This is a genomic window from Pseudomonadota bacterium (assembly GCA_039815145.1).
Classification (GTDB): domain Bacteria; phylum Pseudomonadota; class Gammaproteobacteria; order Steroidobacterales; family JBCBZW01; genus JBCBZW01.
Genome location: JBCBZW010000115.1, coordinates 1 through 16,400, shown reverse-complemented (window position 1 = coordinate 16,400; position 16,400 = coordinate 1). Strand labels below are relative to the sequence as shown.

Annotated in this window: 15 protein-coding genes; 2 read left to right on the top strand and 13 right to left on the bottom strand. The window is 66.5% G+C overall.

What is annotated here, in order from left to right; translation table 11 throughout:
• Positions 1–145: 145 nt before the first annotated feature.
• The 3 genes from AAF184_20270 to arsS are packed head-to-tail and all read right to left on the bottom strand — an operon-like array spanning position 146 to position 4,311.
• Positions 146–928 carry a glycosyltransferase family 2 protein gene (locus AAF184_20270; protein MEO0424684.1) on the bottom strand — a complete coding sequence of 261 codons (783 nt, stop codon included), beginning with the start codon at positions 926–928 and terminating at the stop codon, positions 146–148.
• A gap of 13 nt (positions 929–941) precedes the next feature.
• Positions 942–3,299, bottom strand: coding sequence for an NAD(P)-binding domain-containing protein (locus tag AAF184_20265; GenBank protein ID MEO0424683.1), 2,358 nt, complete (start codon positions 3,297–3,299; stop codon positions 942–944).
• A gap of 19 nt (positions 3,300–3,318) precedes the next feature.
• Positions 3,319–4,311 (bottom strand): arsenosugar biosynthesis radical SAM (seleno)protein ArsS, encoded by a 993-nt coding sequence (gene arsS / locus AAF184_20260; GenBank protein MEO0424682.1) that lies wholly within the window; start codon positions 4,309–4,311, stop codon positions 3,319–3,321.
• Positions 4,312–4,855: 544 nt separating this feature from the next.
• On the opposite strand from arsS, the gene AAF184_20255 reads away from it, so the two are divergent.
• Positions 4,856–6,163 (top strand): hypothetical protein, encoded by a 1,308-nt coding sequence (locus tag AAF184_20255; GenBank protein ID MEO0424681.1) that lies wholly within the window; start codon positions 4,856–4,858, stop codon positions 6,161–6,163.
• On the opposite strand, the gene AAF184_20250 is transcribed toward AAF184_20255, so the two are convergent.
• The gene (locus tag AAF184_20250) at positions 6,153–6,551 is read right to left on the bottom strand and encodes a hypothetical protein (protein ID MEO0424680.1); all 399 of its coding nucleotides are present in this window, start codon (positions 6,549–6,551) and stop codon (positions 6,153–6,155) included. The two genes, AAF184_20255 and AAF184_20250, sit on opposite strands and share 11 nt — an antisense overlap.
• Positions 6,552–6,777: 226 nt before the next feature.
• Between AAF184_20250 and AAF184_20245 the strand changes: the two genes are divergently transcribed.
• Entirely contained in the window at positions 6,778–7,200 is a 423-nt protein-coding gene (locus AAF184_20245; GenBank protein MEO0424679.1) for an ester cyclase, read from the top strand.
• A 30-nt stretch (positions 7,201–7,230) separates the two neighbouring features.
• On the opposite strand, the gene AAF184_20240 is transcribed toward AAF184_20245, so the two are convergent.
• The 9 genes from AAF184_20240 to AAF184_20200 form a co-directional block, all read right to left on the bottom strand.
• A complete protein-coding gene (locus AAF184_20240) occupies positions 7,231–7,773 on the bottom strand; it encodes a zf-TFIIB domain-containing protein (GenBank protein ID MEO0424678.1) in 543 nt (180 codons plus the stop codon).
• Positions 7,774–7,791: 18 nt separating this feature from the next.
• Complete coding sequence (locus AAF184_20235; protein ID MEO0424677.1) at positions 7,792–8,145, bottom strand: VOC family protein; 354 nt, start codon at positions 8,143–8,145, stop codon at positions 7,792–7,794.
• Positions 8,146–8,153: 8 nt separating this feature from the next.
• Positions 8,154–9,815: a hypothetical protein gene (locus AAF184_20230; GenBank protein ID MEO0424676.1), complete on the bottom strand. Its 1,662-nt coding sequence runs from the start codon at positions 9,813–9,815 to the stop codon at positions 8,154–8,156.
• Positions 9,816–9,830: 15 nt separating this feature from the next.
• Positions 9,831–10,784: a glutaminase A gene (gene glsA, locus AAF184_20225; GenBank protein ID MEO0424675.1), complete on the bottom strand. Its 954-nt coding sequence runs from the start codon at positions 10,782–10,784 to the stop codon at positions 9,831–9,833.
• 156 nt (positions 10,785–10,940) lie between these two features.
• On the bottom strand, positions 10,941–11,828 hold the full coding sequence (locus AAF184_20220) for a hypothetical protein (protein ID MEO0424674.1): 888 nt from the start codon (positions 11,826–11,828) through the stop codon (positions 10,941–10,943).
• Between the two features lie 79 nt (positions 11,829–11,907).
• Positions 11,908–14,094: a M3 family metallopeptidase gene (locus AAF184_20215; protein MEO0424673.1), complete on the bottom strand. Its 2,187-nt coding sequence runs from the start codon at positions 14,092–14,094 to the stop codon at positions 11,908–11,910.
• Positions 14,095–14,320: 226 nt separating this feature from the next.
• Positions 14,321–14,848 (bottom strand): TerB family tellurite resistance protein, encoded by a 528-nt coding sequence (locus AAF184_20210; protein MEO0424672.1) that lies wholly within the window; start codon positions 14,846–14,848, stop codon positions 14,321–14,323.
• Positions 14,849–14,937: 89 nt separating this feature from the next.
• Complete coding sequence (gene tsaA, locus AAF184_20205; protein ID MEO0424671.1) at positions 14,938–15,678, bottom strand: tRNA (N6-threonylcarbamoyladenosine(37)-N6)-methyltransferase TrmO; 741 nt, start codon at positions 15,676–15,678, stop codon at positions 14,938–14,940.
• Positions 15,679–15,708: 30 nt separating this feature from the next.
• On the bottom strand, positions 15,709–16,400 hold a 692-nt coding region (locus AAF184_20200; GenBank protein ID MEO0424670.1), incomplete at its 5' end, for a S41 family peptidase.

Genomic DNA, 16,400 nt, shown 5'->3' with positions numbered 1-16,400 from the left:
GCCGCATCCTCCAGGGCGCAGGCGAGCATCGCCCGCGCGATGTCGTAGGCGGCCTCGCTGCCGAGCGATTGCGCCAGGCGCTGCTTGCCGTGGTGCAGGGCGGGTCGTTTGCAGAAGATGACGAGGGTGGGTAGCGCGGTATCCATCAACCCTCGCCCCCGGAGCTCTGCGGGCTGGGCACGGAGGCCGGCGAGACCTCGCCCTCGGGCAGACGCCTCAACAGCTGCTGCAGGCGCAGGTGGAAGATCGTGCCGAGAATGCCCCGTGCGGCGCCGACGGTGCCGCGCACGGTGCCGCTGATCTTCGACCTGCCGATCCGCACCAGACTGTCGACGGGGAACTCCCGTACGTCCAAGCCGTGCTGGATCGCCTTGACCTGCATCTCGACGGTCCAACCAAAGGCACGATCGCGCATGGCGATGCGCGCCAGGGCGGTACGGCGAATGGCGCGATAGGGCCCCAAGTCGCTTACGCGGGCCCCCCACAGGAGGCGGATCAGGCGCGAGGCGAGCCAGTTGCCGAAGCGCTGCGCCGGGGTGAGGGCACCCGCCTCCTGGGTGCCGAGCACCCGCGAGCCGATGGTGAGGTCCGCCCCGTCGGCGATGCCGTGGAGCAAGCGTAGAGCTTGCTCGGGCACGCAGGAGCGATCCCCGTCCACGAACAGCACGACGTCGCTCGGCGGCAGGGCCGCGATCGCGGTCAGGCAGGCATTGCCGTACCCGGGCACGCCCGCGTAGACCACCTGCGCCCCCACCGCGAGCGCCCGCAAGGCGCTCTTGTCCGTCGATCCGTTGTCACAAACAACGACATGGTCGACGACCGACTCTCCCTCATGGCGCAGGGCGAGCAAGCCCGTGACCACCTGCGCGATGGCGCCCTCCTCGTTGAGCGCCGGCACGACGGCGGAAACCACAAGCTGGCGATACATGACTCGCCCGGCCCTAGGACGCGCGGGCGCCGTCGCCGGCGCGCTCCGCCATCTGCACCGGACTTGCGGGCAGGCTATCGAGCACCTTCACCTCACGCGTCACCGGATCGATCTGCCCGAAGCGCAGCACCCCGGTCGGACAGGTCTGCACGCAGGCCGAACAGCGCACGCACTGGGGATCTTCCATCGGCAGACCCTTGTTGGCGAAGGCCATCACGTCGATGCCCTGGTGGCAGACGCTGGTGCAGGCGTTGCAGCTGATGCACTTGTCCTTCTCGGCGAAGATGCGGAAGCGACTGAAGCGTGCGTAGATGTGCATCAGGGCCGCCAGGGGACAGGCGAAGCGGCACCACATGCGGCCGGAAAACTTGAAGTACAGGCCCACGCCCAGGATGCCGCCTAGGAGGATGTCGACGATCCACTTCCAGCTGGCGGGATTGACCGTGGTACCGGCGCCGTTCTTGCCCTCGAGCCACCAGGTGAACTGCTGCCCCATCCAGCTCTCGGGCGCGATCCATGCGCCGATGCGCATCGCCAACATCACGAAGGCCAAGGCGAGCAGCACCTGACCCAGCATATTCAAGCGGTTCCACCCCGAGCCGTGGGGCATCTTGTGGCGCTGCGTATCGCCCATGGTCTCGGCCAGGGCGCCGCAGGAGCAGATCCAGCCGCAGTAGGCGCCCTTGCCCCAACGCAGCACCATCCAGGGGATCAGCACGAAGGTCTGCACGAAGCTGATCACCAACCAGGTGACCATGGGGCCACCGGTCATGGGGTGGGTGCTGAAAGCGTTCCACACGCTGAGCGGCCAGGCGAGGATGAAGCCGTAGGCATGCCAGTAGGCGCGCGGGTGACCCCACTCGGGCCAGTGGTGGGCGGCCAGGTCTTCGAGCGAGATGTAGCTTGGGAACAGCTGATCGGCGATGACCCGTCCCGCCCCTGCATCGAACCACCCCTGGTAGCCCATCCAGGGCAGGAACAGCTCCGGCAACAGGAACAGGGGGAAGGCCTGGATCAGGAACAGGGTCCAGGTCTGGCGGGTCACGTAGGGCGTCTTGCGCCGTTGGACGCGACGCCAGCCGAAGTAGCCCACGAGGCTCGTGTAGAGCAGCGTGTAGTAGAAGGAGCGGCCCTTCATGGACGTCGCGATGACACCTAGGAAGCCGCTTCGGTCAACGATCTGATCGGCCCACCAACCGCTCAAGTCCGCCAGCCATTGATCCGTGAGGTAGGGCCAGGGCGCCTGGCGCCAGACGCTCTCGAGAAAGCCGTAGCCCTTCCAGTCGTAGAGCGCGATGCAGAACAGCAGCAGCGCGCCGAAGGCCATCCACCCGAGCGGCGTGCTCTCGCCGGAGATGGCGACGCCGCTGCGACGGAAGAAGTCCAGGGGAGCTTCGCGCCCAAGCATGGCCAGCACGAAGTCGTTGGCATGCGCGTGGCGGGCCCCGCTGCGATCGGTGAGCTGCACCTGGTCGGGTTCGACGGCAGCGAGTTCCGTGCCGAGTGCCAGGCGCAGCTTGCCGGCCTCGTGCAGGGCCTGAATCTGCTCGACGTTGGCAGCCTTCGGACGATGCAGCGCGTCGCCGCGGTAGGACAGGGTGACCTCGGCGCCGGCCTCGGCCGTGGCGATGGCCGCCTCCACGGCGCTGTCACCCCCGCCGACGACCAGCAACCGCTTGCCCGCGTAACCCGCGGGGTCGTGGAGCCGGTTCGCCACCTTATCGGACTGAAAGCCGGGCACGTCGAGCTGGCGGTACTTGCCCGCCCGGCCGATGGCCACGATCACCCGATGCGCGCGCACGCGCTCGCCGTCAGGGATCACGGCCTCCAGCCACGGGCCCGTGCGCTGCACGTGCGAGACCTCGGCGATGAGCGGCTCGATCCCGCCGGCCTGCGCCTGGCGCTGCAAGTCGGCGAGCAGGCGTTCCTTCACGGATACATCGCCCTCGAAGCGCAGCTCGCTGTCGGGGGTGAGCTCCGAGGGGTAGGTGTAGATCGGCTTCGCCTTGGGGAAGTTGGCGATGGTCGAGAAGGGTTCGCTGGCCTCGATCAAGGCGAAGCTCAAGCCCAGCTTCTTCGCTTCCAGCGCTGCCGCGTAGCCGCTGACGCCGCCGCCGACGATAGCCACATCGACCACGCCGTCCGCCGCCTTGCGCTGGGCGAAGGCGGCCGCGTTCGCCAGATGGCGCACGGCCTTCGCGCCGGTGTCGGAGGAGAACTTCAACAGGGGCACGCCGGTGAGATCCCCCACCACGTACAAGCCCGCCACGTTGGTGGTGCCGTCCGGGTTTACCAACGGCATCTTCTCCGGCTTGCCCGCCGGCCAACGCCCGTGGAGCCAGTGGGTGTATCGCGCGATTGACTGCAACATCGTCCGCTCCTCCCTCGCCTCAGGCGCCGACGCGTTGATCGAGCGCCGCCCCATCCAGGGCGCCGCCGCAGCTGCTGCCCTGCCCGGCCGTGCAGCCGTAGCAGTGGTCGAGCACGCGGATCGATCGTCCGGCGAGATCGACGTCCATCAGCTGGGATACGTGCGGGCGTTGCAGTCCATCCCCCTGCAGGGGCAGGTCGAGCATCTGATTGAAGTCGCAGTCGTAGACGTAGCCCTGCCAATCCACGCTGATCAGGGATCGACACATCACCGACGCCGCGTTCTCCTGGCGGTGCGCGCCCTTGAGCAGACGCAGGTAGTCCTCGAACTGCCCCTTCGACTGCAATACGCTGCCGAAGCGCCCAACCGGCAAATTGGCCAGCGTGAGCAGGTGGTCGAAGGCGATGCCGTAGCGACTGGCCAGTTCGCGCTTGTAGTCCTGCTCCAGGGCCGCTTGCGGCGGCGGCAGCACCGGGCCCTGGGGGTTGTAGACGAGGTCGAGGGTCAAGCCCGTGCCGGGCTGCGCGTAACCCAGCGCGTTGAGCCGGCGGATGCCCTCGATGCTGCGGGCGAAGACGCCGGTGCCGCGCTGCAGGTCCACGTTGTCTTCGAGGTAGCACGGGAGCGAGGCGACCACGCGCACGGCGTTCTCCGCCAGGAAGGCCGCCACGCCCTCACACCCTGGCTCGCTCAACACCGTGAGGTTGCAGCGATCGATGACGTCCACGCCTAACGTCCGCGCTGACGTGACGAGGCGCTCGAACTGACTGTTGAGCTCGGGTGCACCGCCGGTGATGTCCAGGGTGCGTACGCTCGAGGAGCGCAGGTAGTCGATCACCAGGCTCGCCGTGCCCTGCGTCATCTGCTCCTTGCGCGTGGGGCCAGCGTTGACGTGGCAGTGGGTGCAGGACTGATTGCACAGATAGCCCACGTTGATCTGCAAGGTATCGAGCTGCGCCCGTTGCAACGGCGGAAAATCGGAGTTCTGTATCAAGGGCAAACTGGCGCGCATGCATCGATCCCACACAAGTGAACGCCAGCACAGAACCACCAGCGTGGGAGACCGCAGCGTCTCACCTCATCGCCAGCGTCCTGCGTGGCTAAGCAAAGCAGTTACTGTGGGTGAGAAATTACGGCACGGCGCGTAACGAATTCATCCGCTCGATGCGCACCGTAGTGTGCGTGATCTCCACGCAGCGCGAAGGCGCGCAACGATTCGGATGATCGACGTATGCCGAACTGCCGATCAGAACAAGCGACCCGGTCGCTCAGTTGTCAGTGACAACTACTCTGCGCCGCTCAAGCCCCAGTCGTAGTGGTAACGTACGCTGCGACGACAGGTGCGAAGGGAAGCCCCCAAGGTCTCATGATGCTCAGCGAGGTAGGCGGGCAGTGCGCGTTCATCGGCGGCGAAATCGTCGCGGTAGGAGCCGGAGATCTTCGAGCCGTGTAGGGTTCGGCGATCAGGTTCGGGCTTCCAGCAAGAGCATGGCGACTAGGATCGCGGCGCGCATGAGCATACCCCCTCTCCTTCTTATTTCACTGCCGTGGTCTCCATGAGGGACCTGCGCCTGTCGAGCGCCGCCGCCGTACGCCTGTTCCACGGGTGCGGCGCCGCCTCGTGCCTGGCCGTGGCCATGCTGGCCTGGCAATCCAGGCAACCGCTGCCGATGGCCCTCAGCACCTTCGGCGCCCTGTGCGCCTTCGTCTTCGCCTGCTCACTGCTCGCGTGCTTCGCCGTCACGCAGGGATCGGGGCGCATCGTCCTCCGGCACGTGCTGCTCTGGTGTGTCGCTCTGCGCCTGGTGAGCGTGCTCGGCGCGCCCATCTACGAGGATGACTACTTCCGCTACCTCTGGGACGGCCGCCAAACCGTCGAGCAAGGCAGCCCCTACGGCCCGCCCCCCGCGGCCGCCTTCGACACCGAGGACGATCCGCTCTGGAGCGAAGTGCTGGACCAGATCAATCATCCGGAGATTCCGACGATCTACGGCCCCGTCAACCAGTACGCTTTCGCCTTGGCGTACTGGATCGACCCCGGCAACGTCACCGTGCTGCAGGTGATGTTCGCCGCCGTGGACATGCTCGTGATCGTGCTCCTCGCACGCGTCGCCGGCCTCGCCCCGCTCGTGCTCTACGGCTTCAGCCCCCTGGTGCTCAAGGAGTTCAGCTTCACCGCCCACCCGGACATCCTGAGCGTCGCCGGCCTGGTCGGCGCCACGCTCCTTTGGCGTCAACAACGTCTCTACGGCGCGGCCCTCGCCCTTGCCGTGGCCGTGTCGGCCAAGGTGTTCGCCCTCCTGCTAGTACCCCTGCTGCTGCGCTGGCACTGGCGGGCGTGGGCCGTGTTCCTTGCCGGGGTGGTGTTGCTCCACCTACCGCTCGGGAACGCGGGCGGGATGGCGCAGGCGCTGGGGGCCATGGGGGCGGGGAACTGGCTCTTCAACGCGCCGATCTACTACCTGCTCTACGACTACGTGCCGATCTCCACGATCAAGGTCGTGGCCGTCCTAGGCCTCGGTGCCTTGTGCGCCTGGTATTTCTTCGTCGCAGACTATCATCGCCAGCAACCGCTGAAGGTTCCGCGCGGCGACGTACTGTTCCTGGCGCTGCTCCTCGCCTCGCCCGTTTTCAACCCGTGGTACTACGTGTTCCCGTTGGCCTTCGCCGTGATCTACCCGAGCGCGTGGGCGTGGGCGGGATCACTTACAATTCTCTTCGCCTACGCCACTGGATTGCAGCTCGGCACCGAACACCTGGCGCCCTATCAGCAACCGGTCTGGGGCCTTGCCTTGGCGTTCGTGCCCATACTCGTGGCTGCCGTGGTTCGACGGCGCCGACCTGTGGACGACCTCAGCGCTTGAGCTTGAGTCGGTAGCGCACATCCAGGTAGTGGAGCATCGCGACCAGATCACTCCTCGCCAACAGTTCGGAAGCGCCCACCTCAGGCGAGTCGCAGTCGTGCAACTGCGAGGCCAGGGTTCCCGGCACCGCGCCGCGGAAGGGCTTCAGGGTCTTTCGGTTCACGCGGTCACCAGCGCTTGCACCGGGATCGCCCACGCAGAACTTGATGCGCCCGTAGTCGCGCAACTTGCCGTTGAAGACGGCCTTGCCGAGCTCGTAGATGGGGTCCGCCTGGGCCACGCCGTCGTACACCGAGTCCACCGGTGGTCGGCCGTAGCTGCCCGACGCTCCCGCGAGCAGTGGAAAGGACGCCAGGGCGAGGGCGAGGCAGAGTCTTAGGATCGCCATGGAAGGTACCGCTCCGTAACTGGGCGTGAACGTGCACGCGATTCGACGAAACCCGGACAGTAGCGAGGCGCCCCCCGTGAGTCCTCCGCCAAATCTAAACTCGGCGGCGACGCGGCACCCCTGGCACCATTCGCCTAAGAACTCCGATACACTCAGACTTCGACCCTGCCTGCGACATCGAAGGTTGCCGGGTGGACAACGACAAAAGCGGAACGGAGACGCCGACATGCCGAACGCTGAGATCTTGTTACGTTGGTTCGATGAAGTGTGGGGTGCGGCTCGCGCAGAGCATCTCATCGATGAACTCATGGCCGAGACCGCACAGGTGTTCGGCGTGCGCGGGCAGGCGCCGATCGGGCGCGCGGAATTCAAGGAGGTGTGGCGTACCTTCCTACAAGCCTTTCCCGACATGCGTGTACACGTCGTCGACACCCTCTCGGTGGACCACCGCGTCGCCTTCCGCGCACGCGTCCAGGGCAGCTACCAGGGCAAGCCGTTCGCCTTCGAAGGCAACGGCATCGTGGAAGTGCGCAACGAGATCCTGGTGCGAAGCCACGAGACCTGGGACTTCCTGGGGTTGCTCGTGCAGCTCGGCAAGATCGACGACGATGCCGTGGAGACATTGCTGCGCGAGTGCGCTGGCGAGTGATCAGGGGGCGCGACTGAGCGACCCGATCAGCTAGCCGTCGTCAGGCGTCGCCAGCCAGCCCACGATCTCGTGGCGATCGGGTTGCGTCTGCAGCCATCGCTTGAACGCGATGAGGTAATCGTGGCGTTCGCCAAAGCGCTCCCTCAGGGTGGCTGCCTGCATGCGCGAGACCTCACCCTCGCGCACGCGGCGCTGCCACGGCTCGCTGAACACGGAGCCGAGGTTGGCCCTGAGACCCATGTGCTCCAGCTGCTGCCACTCCCCGCCATCGAGCCAGGCCGCATCGCAACCCGCGCAGTAGTCCAACCGATTTTCCGTGTCCGGTGAGACACGAAACTTGAGCATGAGCTTATCGCAGTTGGGGCAGAGCACCGCCTTCGCCGTGTCGTCGACGGCGATATCGGCGCCCCCCTCTGTGCGCACGGCATCGATCCCCTGGTGATCGGACCACGCCCGGTAGGCCACGAGGTCTACCATGGCGCCGCGACACCCCTTGCACCCGCGCGCACTGAGCCCCGCGGTCAACACGGTGGGTAGCAACACGCGGTGCTTACACTTCGGACAATTCGCCATGTTTTCTCCCCTGCCGGTCTAGTCGCGGTCGCTCCACACGGCGAGTTCGTTGCCTCCGGGCTCGCGGAAGTGGAAACGACGCCCGCCGGGAAACGCGAAGGGGGCACGCACGATCGCGCCGCCGCTGCGCTCCACCCTCGCCAGCACGTCATCGAGATCCTCGCCGAAAAGCACCACGAGCGGGGCCCCCGCTTCGGCGGCGGTGCTCACCCGCTCAGCGCGGAAGCATCCCCCATCCAGTCCGCTGCTCGAGAACGCCAGGTAGTCCTCACCGTAGGCCTCGAAGGTCCAGCCGAAGGCCTGCTCGAAGAAGGCCCGGGTGGCGGCAAGATCGCACGAGGCGAACTCGATGTAGTTGATCTTCTCGTTCATAGACGCTCCTACGGTTTGGGTGTGGGGGTCCGCGGCGGCCCCTCTGTCAGCTCCAGCTTACGCGCATCGAGCTGCCCCGCGAGATCCTGCGCTTGATCGACGAGCTCGCGAGGGTAGCCCAGCAAGCCGAGCAGCTTGATGGCGTTGCGCGCATCGGAGGGCCCCTCGCGTAGCTGGTAGTCGAAGATCTGATCGAGATCGGGGGTCTCGCGAAAGTGGCACATCCGGTAGTTCGCCAGCAGGCCCTGCAGCTCGACATCGTGCGTGGTCACGAACACGGTGTTGGTGCTCGCGAGCGCCCTCAGCACGGTGGCCGAGGCGGCGATCCGCTCGATCGTGTTGGTGCCGCGGAAGATCTCGTCGATGAGCAGCAGCGGCCGCGGCCGCCCCGCTTCACGCGGCTGAAGAAAGGCAAGGATTTCCTCGATCTCCACCAGGTAGTAGCTCTTGCCTTGGGCCAGCGAGTCCTGGCGGCGGATCGACGCATGAACCGAATAACGTTCGAAGCCAGCCGCCCTCGCGTGGCAGATGCCGATGGTCTGCCCCAAGAGCACGTTGACGCCCACGGTCTTGATGAAGGTGGTCTTGCCGGCCATGTTGGTGCCGGTGACCAACACGGACTCGTCCAGCACGTGAATACTGTTGACCTTCGGGTCTTGGAGCAGCGGGTGGTAGGCGTCCTCCAACCGCAATCCCGCATCGCGAGCGAGCACTGGGCGACACCAGGCACGAACGCTTTCCAGGTAGGAGCCGACGGAGAGGGCCGCATCGACGGAAGCCACCTCTTCGAACACGACGACGAGCGCCTCACGATGCCGGTTGAGGTTGCGGATAGAGCCGAGGAATACCACCAGATCCAATAGGCACAGCACGTTGAGGTAGAACGATAGGGTGTTGACGAGGTCGTTGGTGCCCGCGCGCACGAAGGCCAGCAGGCGGAACTTTTGCCGTAGCGCACGAATCGTTGCACGCTGCGATCGTAGCGCTTGCAGCGGCGGGAGGTCGTCCGCGCCCGGCACGCGCCCAAGGCGCAAGCCCACGCTCAGCAGGGTGACCAGGTTGGACAGCCCCTGCGAGTAGGCGTAGAGGCCATGAGAGTACTTCTCGGTGATCACGAAGTTGACCGTGAGCAGCGCCAGCAGGAGCGGAAACCACACCGGGTGCACCACCGTGAGCACGATGGCGACCAGGGACAGCACCGAGAGGCTGAAGACGAGCAGCGCACTCACGGCGGCGTTGGGTGGGCGATCGAAGAGCAGTGTGGTGAGCGAGTCCGCGGTGGGTCGCGTCAGGGCGAGTAGGTGATACTGGAGGGTCTCGCGGAGATCGGTCCGCTGGCGGAGCGCCTCAGTCACCTGCGATTGACTATCCAGCGATGCCTGATCGGTGGCCGTCGTGCGCAGGCGCCTGTAGAGGTACTGGCGACCGATCGGCGTCACGCTGTTCTCGATGCGCGAGTAGAGCGCGTCCATGTCGAGGTCGTGCCACGTCTTATCGCTCAACGACGCTGACGTATCGCTGGTGAGACGATGGTAGGCGGCGATGGCGGCAAAATCGCGATAGCGCTCCGGCTGGGGGACGCCCCACCGCTCACGACACTCCCGCAGACGGCGCGAACGTCCCGACAGATAGTCGGCCACCGCGCGCCACCCGCCTACGCCTCGGTTCATCCCCGCGAGCCCACCCTACTCCCCGTACAGCGACAGACCGAGCTCCCCCGACAGCACCCTCAGCATCTCGATCCCCGCCAGGCTATTACCCCGCGCGCCCAGGGCCGGGCCGAAGCAGGCGACGCTGTAGCGCCCCGGCACGATCGCCAGGATGGCACCGCTCACGCCGCTTTTGGCGGGCAACCCCACCTCCACGGCAAAGCGCCCCACCTCATCGTAAAGACCGCAGGTGGCCATCAAGGCCACCACCTTGCGACTCGCCGTCGAGGCGAGGAGTCGGCGACCCGTCGCCGGGTCGATGCCCCCCGCCGTCAACATGAGCCCCACGCGGGACAGCTCCGCGGCGCTCACCTCCAGGGAGCACTGGCGGAAGTAGGTGTCGATCGCCGTCTCCGGGTCGGACACCACCGCGTAGTGGCGCATGTAGTTGGCCAAGGCCCGGTTGCGAAACCCCGTGCGGCACTCGGACTGATAGACACGCTCGTTGAGGGCGAAACGCTCGTCAGTGCAAGGCTTGCCCGATGCGGCGCAGAGAAACTCGCGAAAGCCCGCGATGCGCTCGACGGGGCCTTCGCCGTGCAAGCGATCGCTGACCACGATGGCGCCGGCGTTGATCAGCGGGTTGCGCGGGCGGCCGTTCTCCTCTTCCAGGCGCACGATCGAGTGAAAGGCATCGCCGCTCGGTTCCATCGAGACGTGCTGCCAGAGCTCGTCGTCGTGGGAGCGCAGGACGCAGGCCAGAGCGAACACCTTGGAGACGCTCTGCAGGGTGAAGGGAACGTGGGCGTCGCCCGCGGTGAGCACCTCGCCGTTCGTATCGCAGACGGCGATGCCGACGGACGCGGGGTCGGCACGCGCAAGCTCTGGAATATAGCTGGCGGGGCGGCCGTCGCGGGCAGCGGCTCGACCGAGGGTGACGGCCTTGTCCAAGAGCTCGAGGGTGATCGAATTTGCTACGGCGGCGGCCATGTCCGCTCCTCATCGCTGATGCTAAGTGCAGCCTAGCATCCCACAGCACCGCAATCGCCAGGAGCCGCCCTCGGGGTGGACTCCTACCGCCGCGCGCGGCGTCAGCGTGGGCCGGCGGCGCGCACCAACGCACTGCCGGCCCCACGCTAGGAGTGGCTACGGCGCGTTGCCGCGAACCGTCACCGACACGTCGTCGGCGTTGCTGATCTCGAGGCCCTGGGCCAAGCAGTCGAAGCTGGTCTCTCCATCGGCCACGGCGAAGGAAACGGATTGACCCGTGGTTCGGTTTTCACACCTAGCCGCCACGTTAGTCGTGATTCCCGTGAAGTCGGCGAAAAGGTTGGCGCCGAAGTTACGCGCGTTGCTCTGCATCGCCACCTCGTCGCCCGCGGTCACGGTGAGACCGAGGGCCAGGCAGTCGAGCGTCTCGCCGATCAGCACGTCGGGCAGGGCGCCCGTCAGCACCTGCGGATCGGTGTTGTTACGGCACACGACGGTGCGCGTATCGACCCCTCCAACCGTGAGCGTGAGGGACTCGACGGGCGGCGGCGGCTCACCCTGGTCCGCGACGAGGCCCTGGATGCGCACGAGCACCGGGTCCGTCGGCTCGAGCGCGAGTCCCGCGTTCTGGCAGTCCCAGACGCCGTCGAGCACTCGCACGGTCGCCTCTTCGGCGGTGAGGAGGTTCTCGCAGGACACGAACGCGCCCTCGGCCAGGCCCGTCGACTCCCCATTGAGGGCCGGCCCGCCGAAATTGACGCCGTCGATCTGCAGGATCACCAAATCGCCGACCTCAAACGTCAGCCCGAGCGAGGCGCAATCGAAGGACTCGTCGAGGGCCACATCCGGCAGTGAGCCGCTCACGGTCTGGCCCGTGTCGATGTTGCGGCAAGCGATCGTGCGCGAGTCGATGCCGATGATCCGCGCCGACAAGCCATCGACTTCGGCCTGGGCGTGGACCGCTGCGGGAAGAAGACTCGACGCCAGCAGGGCGCCGAGCAGTGCGATGCTCCGGGTCTTCGCATCCGTGCGTTCGGTGTTCATGGTGTTCATCCTTGAGGTAGCAACAACATCGTTAGGCGCCGCTGGGACTGTACTGGAGCCCAGGGCACCCGGTGGTCGGTCAGCGCCCGGCGGTCAGGCCGCGACGTTCGAGCAACGGCTGCGTATCCGGATCGCGACCGCGGAAATCGCGGAACAAGCTCATCGCCTCCTTCGATCCCCCGCGCGAGAGCAAGGCCTCGCGGAAGCGATCACCGTTCTCGCGAGTCATGCCCCCGTTCTCCTTGAACCACTCCACCGTGTCCGCGTCGAGCACCTCGGACCAGATGTAGGAGTAGTAGCCGGCGGAATAGCCGCCGATGATGTGCGAGAAGTACGGATAGCGGTAGCGTGGCGGCACCGGAGCGAAGTCCGCACCGGCATCGGCCAGGGCCTTGGCCTCGAAGGCCATCAGCTCCTCGGGCGCCGGCACTTGCTCCGGCGTGAGCTGGTGCAGGGCCTGATCGATGAGCGAGGCGGCCAGGTACTCCGTGGTCGCGTAGCCCTGGTTGAACTTGGAGGAGGCCAGCACCTTGTCGAGCAGTTCGCTGGGCATGGGCTCACCGGTCTCGTAGTGGCGCGCGTAGTTGCGCAGCACCTCGGGCCAGATCGCCCACATCTCGTTCACCTGCGAGGGATACTCCACGAAGTCGCGCGGCACATTGGTGCCGGAGAAGCTCGGGAAGGTGACGTTGGAGAACAAGCCGTGCAGTGCGTGGCCGAACTCGTGGAACGCCGTGACCACCTCGTCGAAGGTGAGCAGCGTGGGCTGCCCTTCAGGCGGGCGGGTGACGTTCAGATGGTTGGCCACCACGGGCAAGGTGCCCAGCATGTGGCTCTGGGAGACGTAGGCGTTCATCCACGCGCCGCCACGTTTGCTGGCGCGGGCGTAGGGATCGAAGATGAAGATGCCTAAGGTGCTGCCGTCTTCCTCGAACACCTCGAAGACGCGAACGGTCTCGTGGTACACCGGCAGATCCTTACGCTCCTCGAAGGTGAGGCCGAACACCTTCTGCGCGGCGAAGAACACCCCGTTGCGCAACACGCTGTCGAGCTCGAGGTAGGGGCGCAGCTGGGAGGCATCGAAGGCGTAGCGTTCGGCACGCACCTTGTCCGCGTAGTAGTCCCAATCCCAGGCGGCGAGTTCGAAGTCACCGCCTTCGGCGTCGATCATGGCTTGCAGATCGGCGGCCTCGGCGCGCGCATTGGCCACGGCCGGGGTGATCAGTTGCGCGAGGCGTTCGTTGACAGCGTCGACGGTCTTGGCGGTTTGGTTGTCCAAGGCGTAGGCCGCATGGGAATCGAAGCCGAGGAGCTGCGCGCGCTCGGCGCGCAGGCGTGCCACCTTGGCCAGCTCTTGCGTGTTGTCGAACTGCGTGCCGCGATGACCGCGAGACATGGAGATCTTGGTCATGCGCTCGCGCAGGTCGCGATTGTCGAGCTGGGCCACCGTGGGCTGCTGGGTGGTGTTCAGCAGCGGCACCACGAACTTGCCCTCGAGGCCGCGCTTGTCCGCATCGCTGGCCGCAGCTGCCACCTGCGCCTCGGTGAGCCCGGCGAGTTCGTCAGCGCTGTCCACCACCACGGCGAGCTCGTTCACCTCCTCCATGACGTTCTGGCGGAAGGCCGTCTGGATCTCGGCGATCTCCGTGTTGATCTCACGCAGGCGAGCCTTGTCGGCGTCGCTGAGCTGGGCGCCGGCGCGCACGAAGTCGGCGTAGGTTTCCTCGACCAGTCGCAACGCCTCGGGGGACAGATCCTCCGCCTCACGCTGCTCGTACACGCTGCGCACGCGGGCGAAGAGTTCGCCGTTCAGGCGGATCTCGTCCGTGTGCCCCGACAGGAGCGGCGCGATCTCGCCCTCGATCTCGCGCATGCCGTCGTTGGTGTGGGCGGAGTTGAGGGAGAAGAACACGGTGCTCACGCGGTCGAGCAACTGCCCCGCGCGCTCCAGGGGCACGATCGTGTTGTCGAAGGTGGGCAGGGTCTCCTGGGAGGTGATGGCGGTGATCTCCTCCAGATGCTCCGCCATGCCGCGCTCGAAAGCCGGCATGTAGTGCTCGTTGCCAATCGCATCGAACGGCGGGTAGAGCAGGTAGAGCGGGCTGGGGGCAAAGAAGGGGTTATCGTCGGCAACATCGACCGTCATCGCATCGGCTCCGTCGTCGGCGCCGACCGTCCGCGCATCGTCTGCGCTGGGGCTGCACGCCGTGGTGATCGCGAGCGCCGCCAGCAGGATGCCGACGCCACTAAGGTGCTGAATTCGCATTGATAAGCCTCTCCGCTGGCCGCTCCGGGCCTGGCTTGTGCGCACAATCAGGGCACGGTGGGAGGCCTCCCGTGGCGCCCACCGCGAGCCGCTCCTGGCAACCGCAACTGCCGAGGGGCCTAGTGTCCTGTCGAGTGCGAAAGAATAGCGGAAACCGTCTCACTGCTCCTGCGTTTCACAGAATGCGAAGGGGCGATGAGGACACCGCGTCGTTGGACGTCGCCGGCTACTGCCAGGCGCCGGGCTGCGGCGACTCTCGCACCAACAGCGCGCGGGCTTCGCCCACGAAGTCGCGCTGCAGTTCGCTGGCGCCGCCGCCGAGGGCCGCGATCTGCTCGAGCAACTCCACGGCCGAGCGCGCCTGCTCATCGGTGAACTTGTCACGGCTGGGGTCGATCACCCGCTTGAGCTGTGCCCGCACCTCCTCGCCCGTGCCGAGCAGGTGGGAGCTGGCGAGGAACAGGCCCGAGGCGTCCTTGGGCGAGAGTTGGAAGGTCGACTCGAACATGGCCTGAATCGCCTGCTTCTCCTGCGCGCTCATGTCGCCGTCGGCCTTCGCCGTGGCGACCACGAGCAAGGCGGTGGTCTGCATCGGGCTGTCGATGGAGAACACGGGATTTGCCGTGTACTTCTTGCGCCAGTGGCGCCGGCGGCGCCAGGCCCACGGATTCAAGCCGCCGAGATCGATACCTAAGCGGTCGAGCAACCACAGGATGGTCACGAGGCTGCTGAGCAGTCCAATCAAGATGTGCATCGAATATCCCTACGCCCGATGAGTCGCGCACTCTACCAACACTTGCGCCAGCCTTACACCGTCGCCAGGCGATGAGGGATTATGGTGACCTAAGACGCCGGGCCATCGAGGTCCGCCAGCGCTTCCACCACCACGCCGTCCTCCTCTACGCGCCAGCGCAGGTCGAAGTCGAGCAGGCGCATGCCGTAGCGGCGCGCTTGCGCTGCGCTGCCCCGATAGGCGGGACGCGGGTCTGCCTGCAGCACCTGCACGATCAGCTGCTCCAGCTGCGGGTAGGACCTGCGCCGCGCGGCGAGGGCCACCTGCGCCTCGGGCGAGAAGCGCACCTCACACGTGGCCATCGGCGCTTCGTCGGCGTAGCCGGCGCGGGCGTCCGGCAGGCTATCGGCGTAGGTCAGGTAGGGCTTGATGTCGAAGACGGGTGTGCCATCGACGAGGTCCGCGCCCGCGATCCGCAGACTCAGGCGTCCTCCCTGGCGCTCGATCCCGAGCAGCTCCACGGCGGATAACCCGAGAGGATTGGGGCGAAAGGGCGAGCGACTGGCGTACACGCCCACCTTGGCATTTCCTCCCAGGCGCGGCGGCCGTACCGTCGCTCGCCATCCCTGGGCCTCGGTGTGGTGGAAATGGAAGATGAGCCACAGATGCGAGAAGGCCTCCAGGCCCGCCACCGTCGCGTCCTCGTCGTAGGGTGGGTAGAGCTCCACCCGAGCTTCGGCGGCGGGAGCGAGGCCAGCCTGGCGCGGCACCCCGAACTTCTCACGGAACGGGGAGCGGACGACGCCGATCGGGGTGAGGCTGACGGGCACAGGAGCGTTCATCGTGCTCATGGTAGTCGACCTCACCCCAGCGTCGGTCTTCTAGCGCTTCAACCTTGCCAACAGCTGTTCCAGCACCACGTCGCTCGCCGTGGGCGCGATCGGCGTGGGGATCTCCCAATCCGGCGTCACCCCGTCGACCCGCGTGTCTCCCGACGGCCGGATGATGTGTGCTTTGGGGAAGCCCACCGTCAGGCCCGTGTGCGCCAGGGTGAACTGCTCCATCGCGCCGTAGGTGGTGGCCATGTCCGAGGTCTTCTCCCCGGCGATCACGGCGAAGCCGTAGTCCTGCACCGTGGCAGCGACGTTTACGGCGTTGGAGTAGGAATGGCGATTGATGAGCACGACCACCTCGCCCTCGAAGCGTCTGCCCTCCCGGGGCTGCGCCCAAGGGATGTCGAAGGCGAAGCGTTCACCACGCGGCGTCTTGGCGTAGTCGCGAGCGAACTGGGCCGAGACACCCTCCGTGGCATCCGGGCTGGCATCGAGGCGCGCTTGGTTGGACGCCGCCGCCTCGTCGCTCGAGCGAATCAGGAAGGCCGAGCAGAAGCGAAAGGGCCGATCGGCGATCCAGGCCAGCATGGGATCGCTGAAGGAGCTGTCGCCGCCTGGGTTGTCGCGTAAGTCGATGATCAGCTGCTGGGCATCGGCATCCAGGAACTGCTCGAAGGCCTCGTCGATGAAGGTGAGGTACGCGCTGCTGTCCCACATCGCGTTCGGGTTCTCCGCGGTGT

What these genes read in the sequence shown, in the direction of transcription:
- AAF184_20270 (MEO0424684.1), bottom strand. Translation starts at nt 928, where the DNA reads ATGTATCGCCAGCTTGTGGTTTCCGCCGTCGTGCCGGCGCTCAACGAG.
- AAF184_20265 (MEO0424683.1), bottom strand. Translation starts at nt 3,299, where the DNA reads ATGTTGCAGTCAATCGCGCGATACACCCACTGGCTCCACGGGCGTTGG.
- arsS (MEO0424682.1), bottom strand. Translation starts at nt 4,311, where the DNA reads ATGCGCGCCAGTTTGCCCTTGATACAGAACTCCGATTTTCCGCCGTTG.
- AAF184_20255 (MEO0424681.1), top strand. Translation starts at nt 4,856, where the DNA reads ATGAGGGACCTGCGCCTGTCGAGCGCCGCCGCCGTACGCCTGTTCCAC.
- AAF184_20250 (MEO0424680.1), bottom strand. Translation starts at nt 6,551, where the DNA reads ATGGCGATCCTAAGACTCTGCCTCGCCCTCGCCCTGGCGTCCTTTCCA.
- AAF184_20245 (MEO0424679.1), top strand. Translation starts at nt 6,778, where the DNA reads ATGCCGAACGCTGAGATCTTGTTACGTTGGTTCGATGAAGTGTGGGGT.
- AAF184_20240 (MEO0424678.1), bottom strand. Translation starts at nt 7,773, where the DNA reads ATGGCGAATTGTCCGAAGTGTAAGCACCGCGTGTTGCTACCCACCGTG.
- AAF184_20235 (MEO0424677.1), bottom strand. Translation starts at nt 8,145, where the DNA reads ATGAACGAGAAGATCAACTACATCGAGTTCGCCTCGTGCGATCTTGCC.
- AAF184_20230 (MEO0424676.1), bottom strand. Translation starts at nt 9,815, where the DNA reads ATGAACCGAGGCGTAGGCGGGTGGCGCGCGGTGGCCGACTATCTGTCG.
- glsA (MEO0424675.1), bottom strand. Translation starts at nt 10,784, where the DNA reads ATGGCCGCCGCCGTAGCAAATTCGATCACCCTCGAGCTCTTGGACAAG.
- AAF184_20220 (MEO0424674.1), bottom strand. Translation starts at nt 11,828, where the DNA reads ATGAACACCGAACGCACGGATGCGAAGACCCGGAGCATCGCACTGCTC.
- AAF184_20215 (MEO0424673.1), bottom strand. Translation starts at nt 14,094, where the DNA reads ATGCGAATTCAGCACCTTAGTGGCGTCGGCATCCTGCTGGCGGCGCTC.
- AAF184_20210 (MEO0424672.1), bottom strand. Translation starts at nt 14,848, where the DNA reads ATGCACATCTTGATTGGACTGCTCAGCAGCCTCGTGACCATCCTGTGG.
- tsaA (MEO0424671.1), bottom strand. Translation starts at nt 15,678, where the DNA reads ATGAGCACGATGAACGCTCCTGTGCCCGTCAGCCTCACCCCGATCGGC.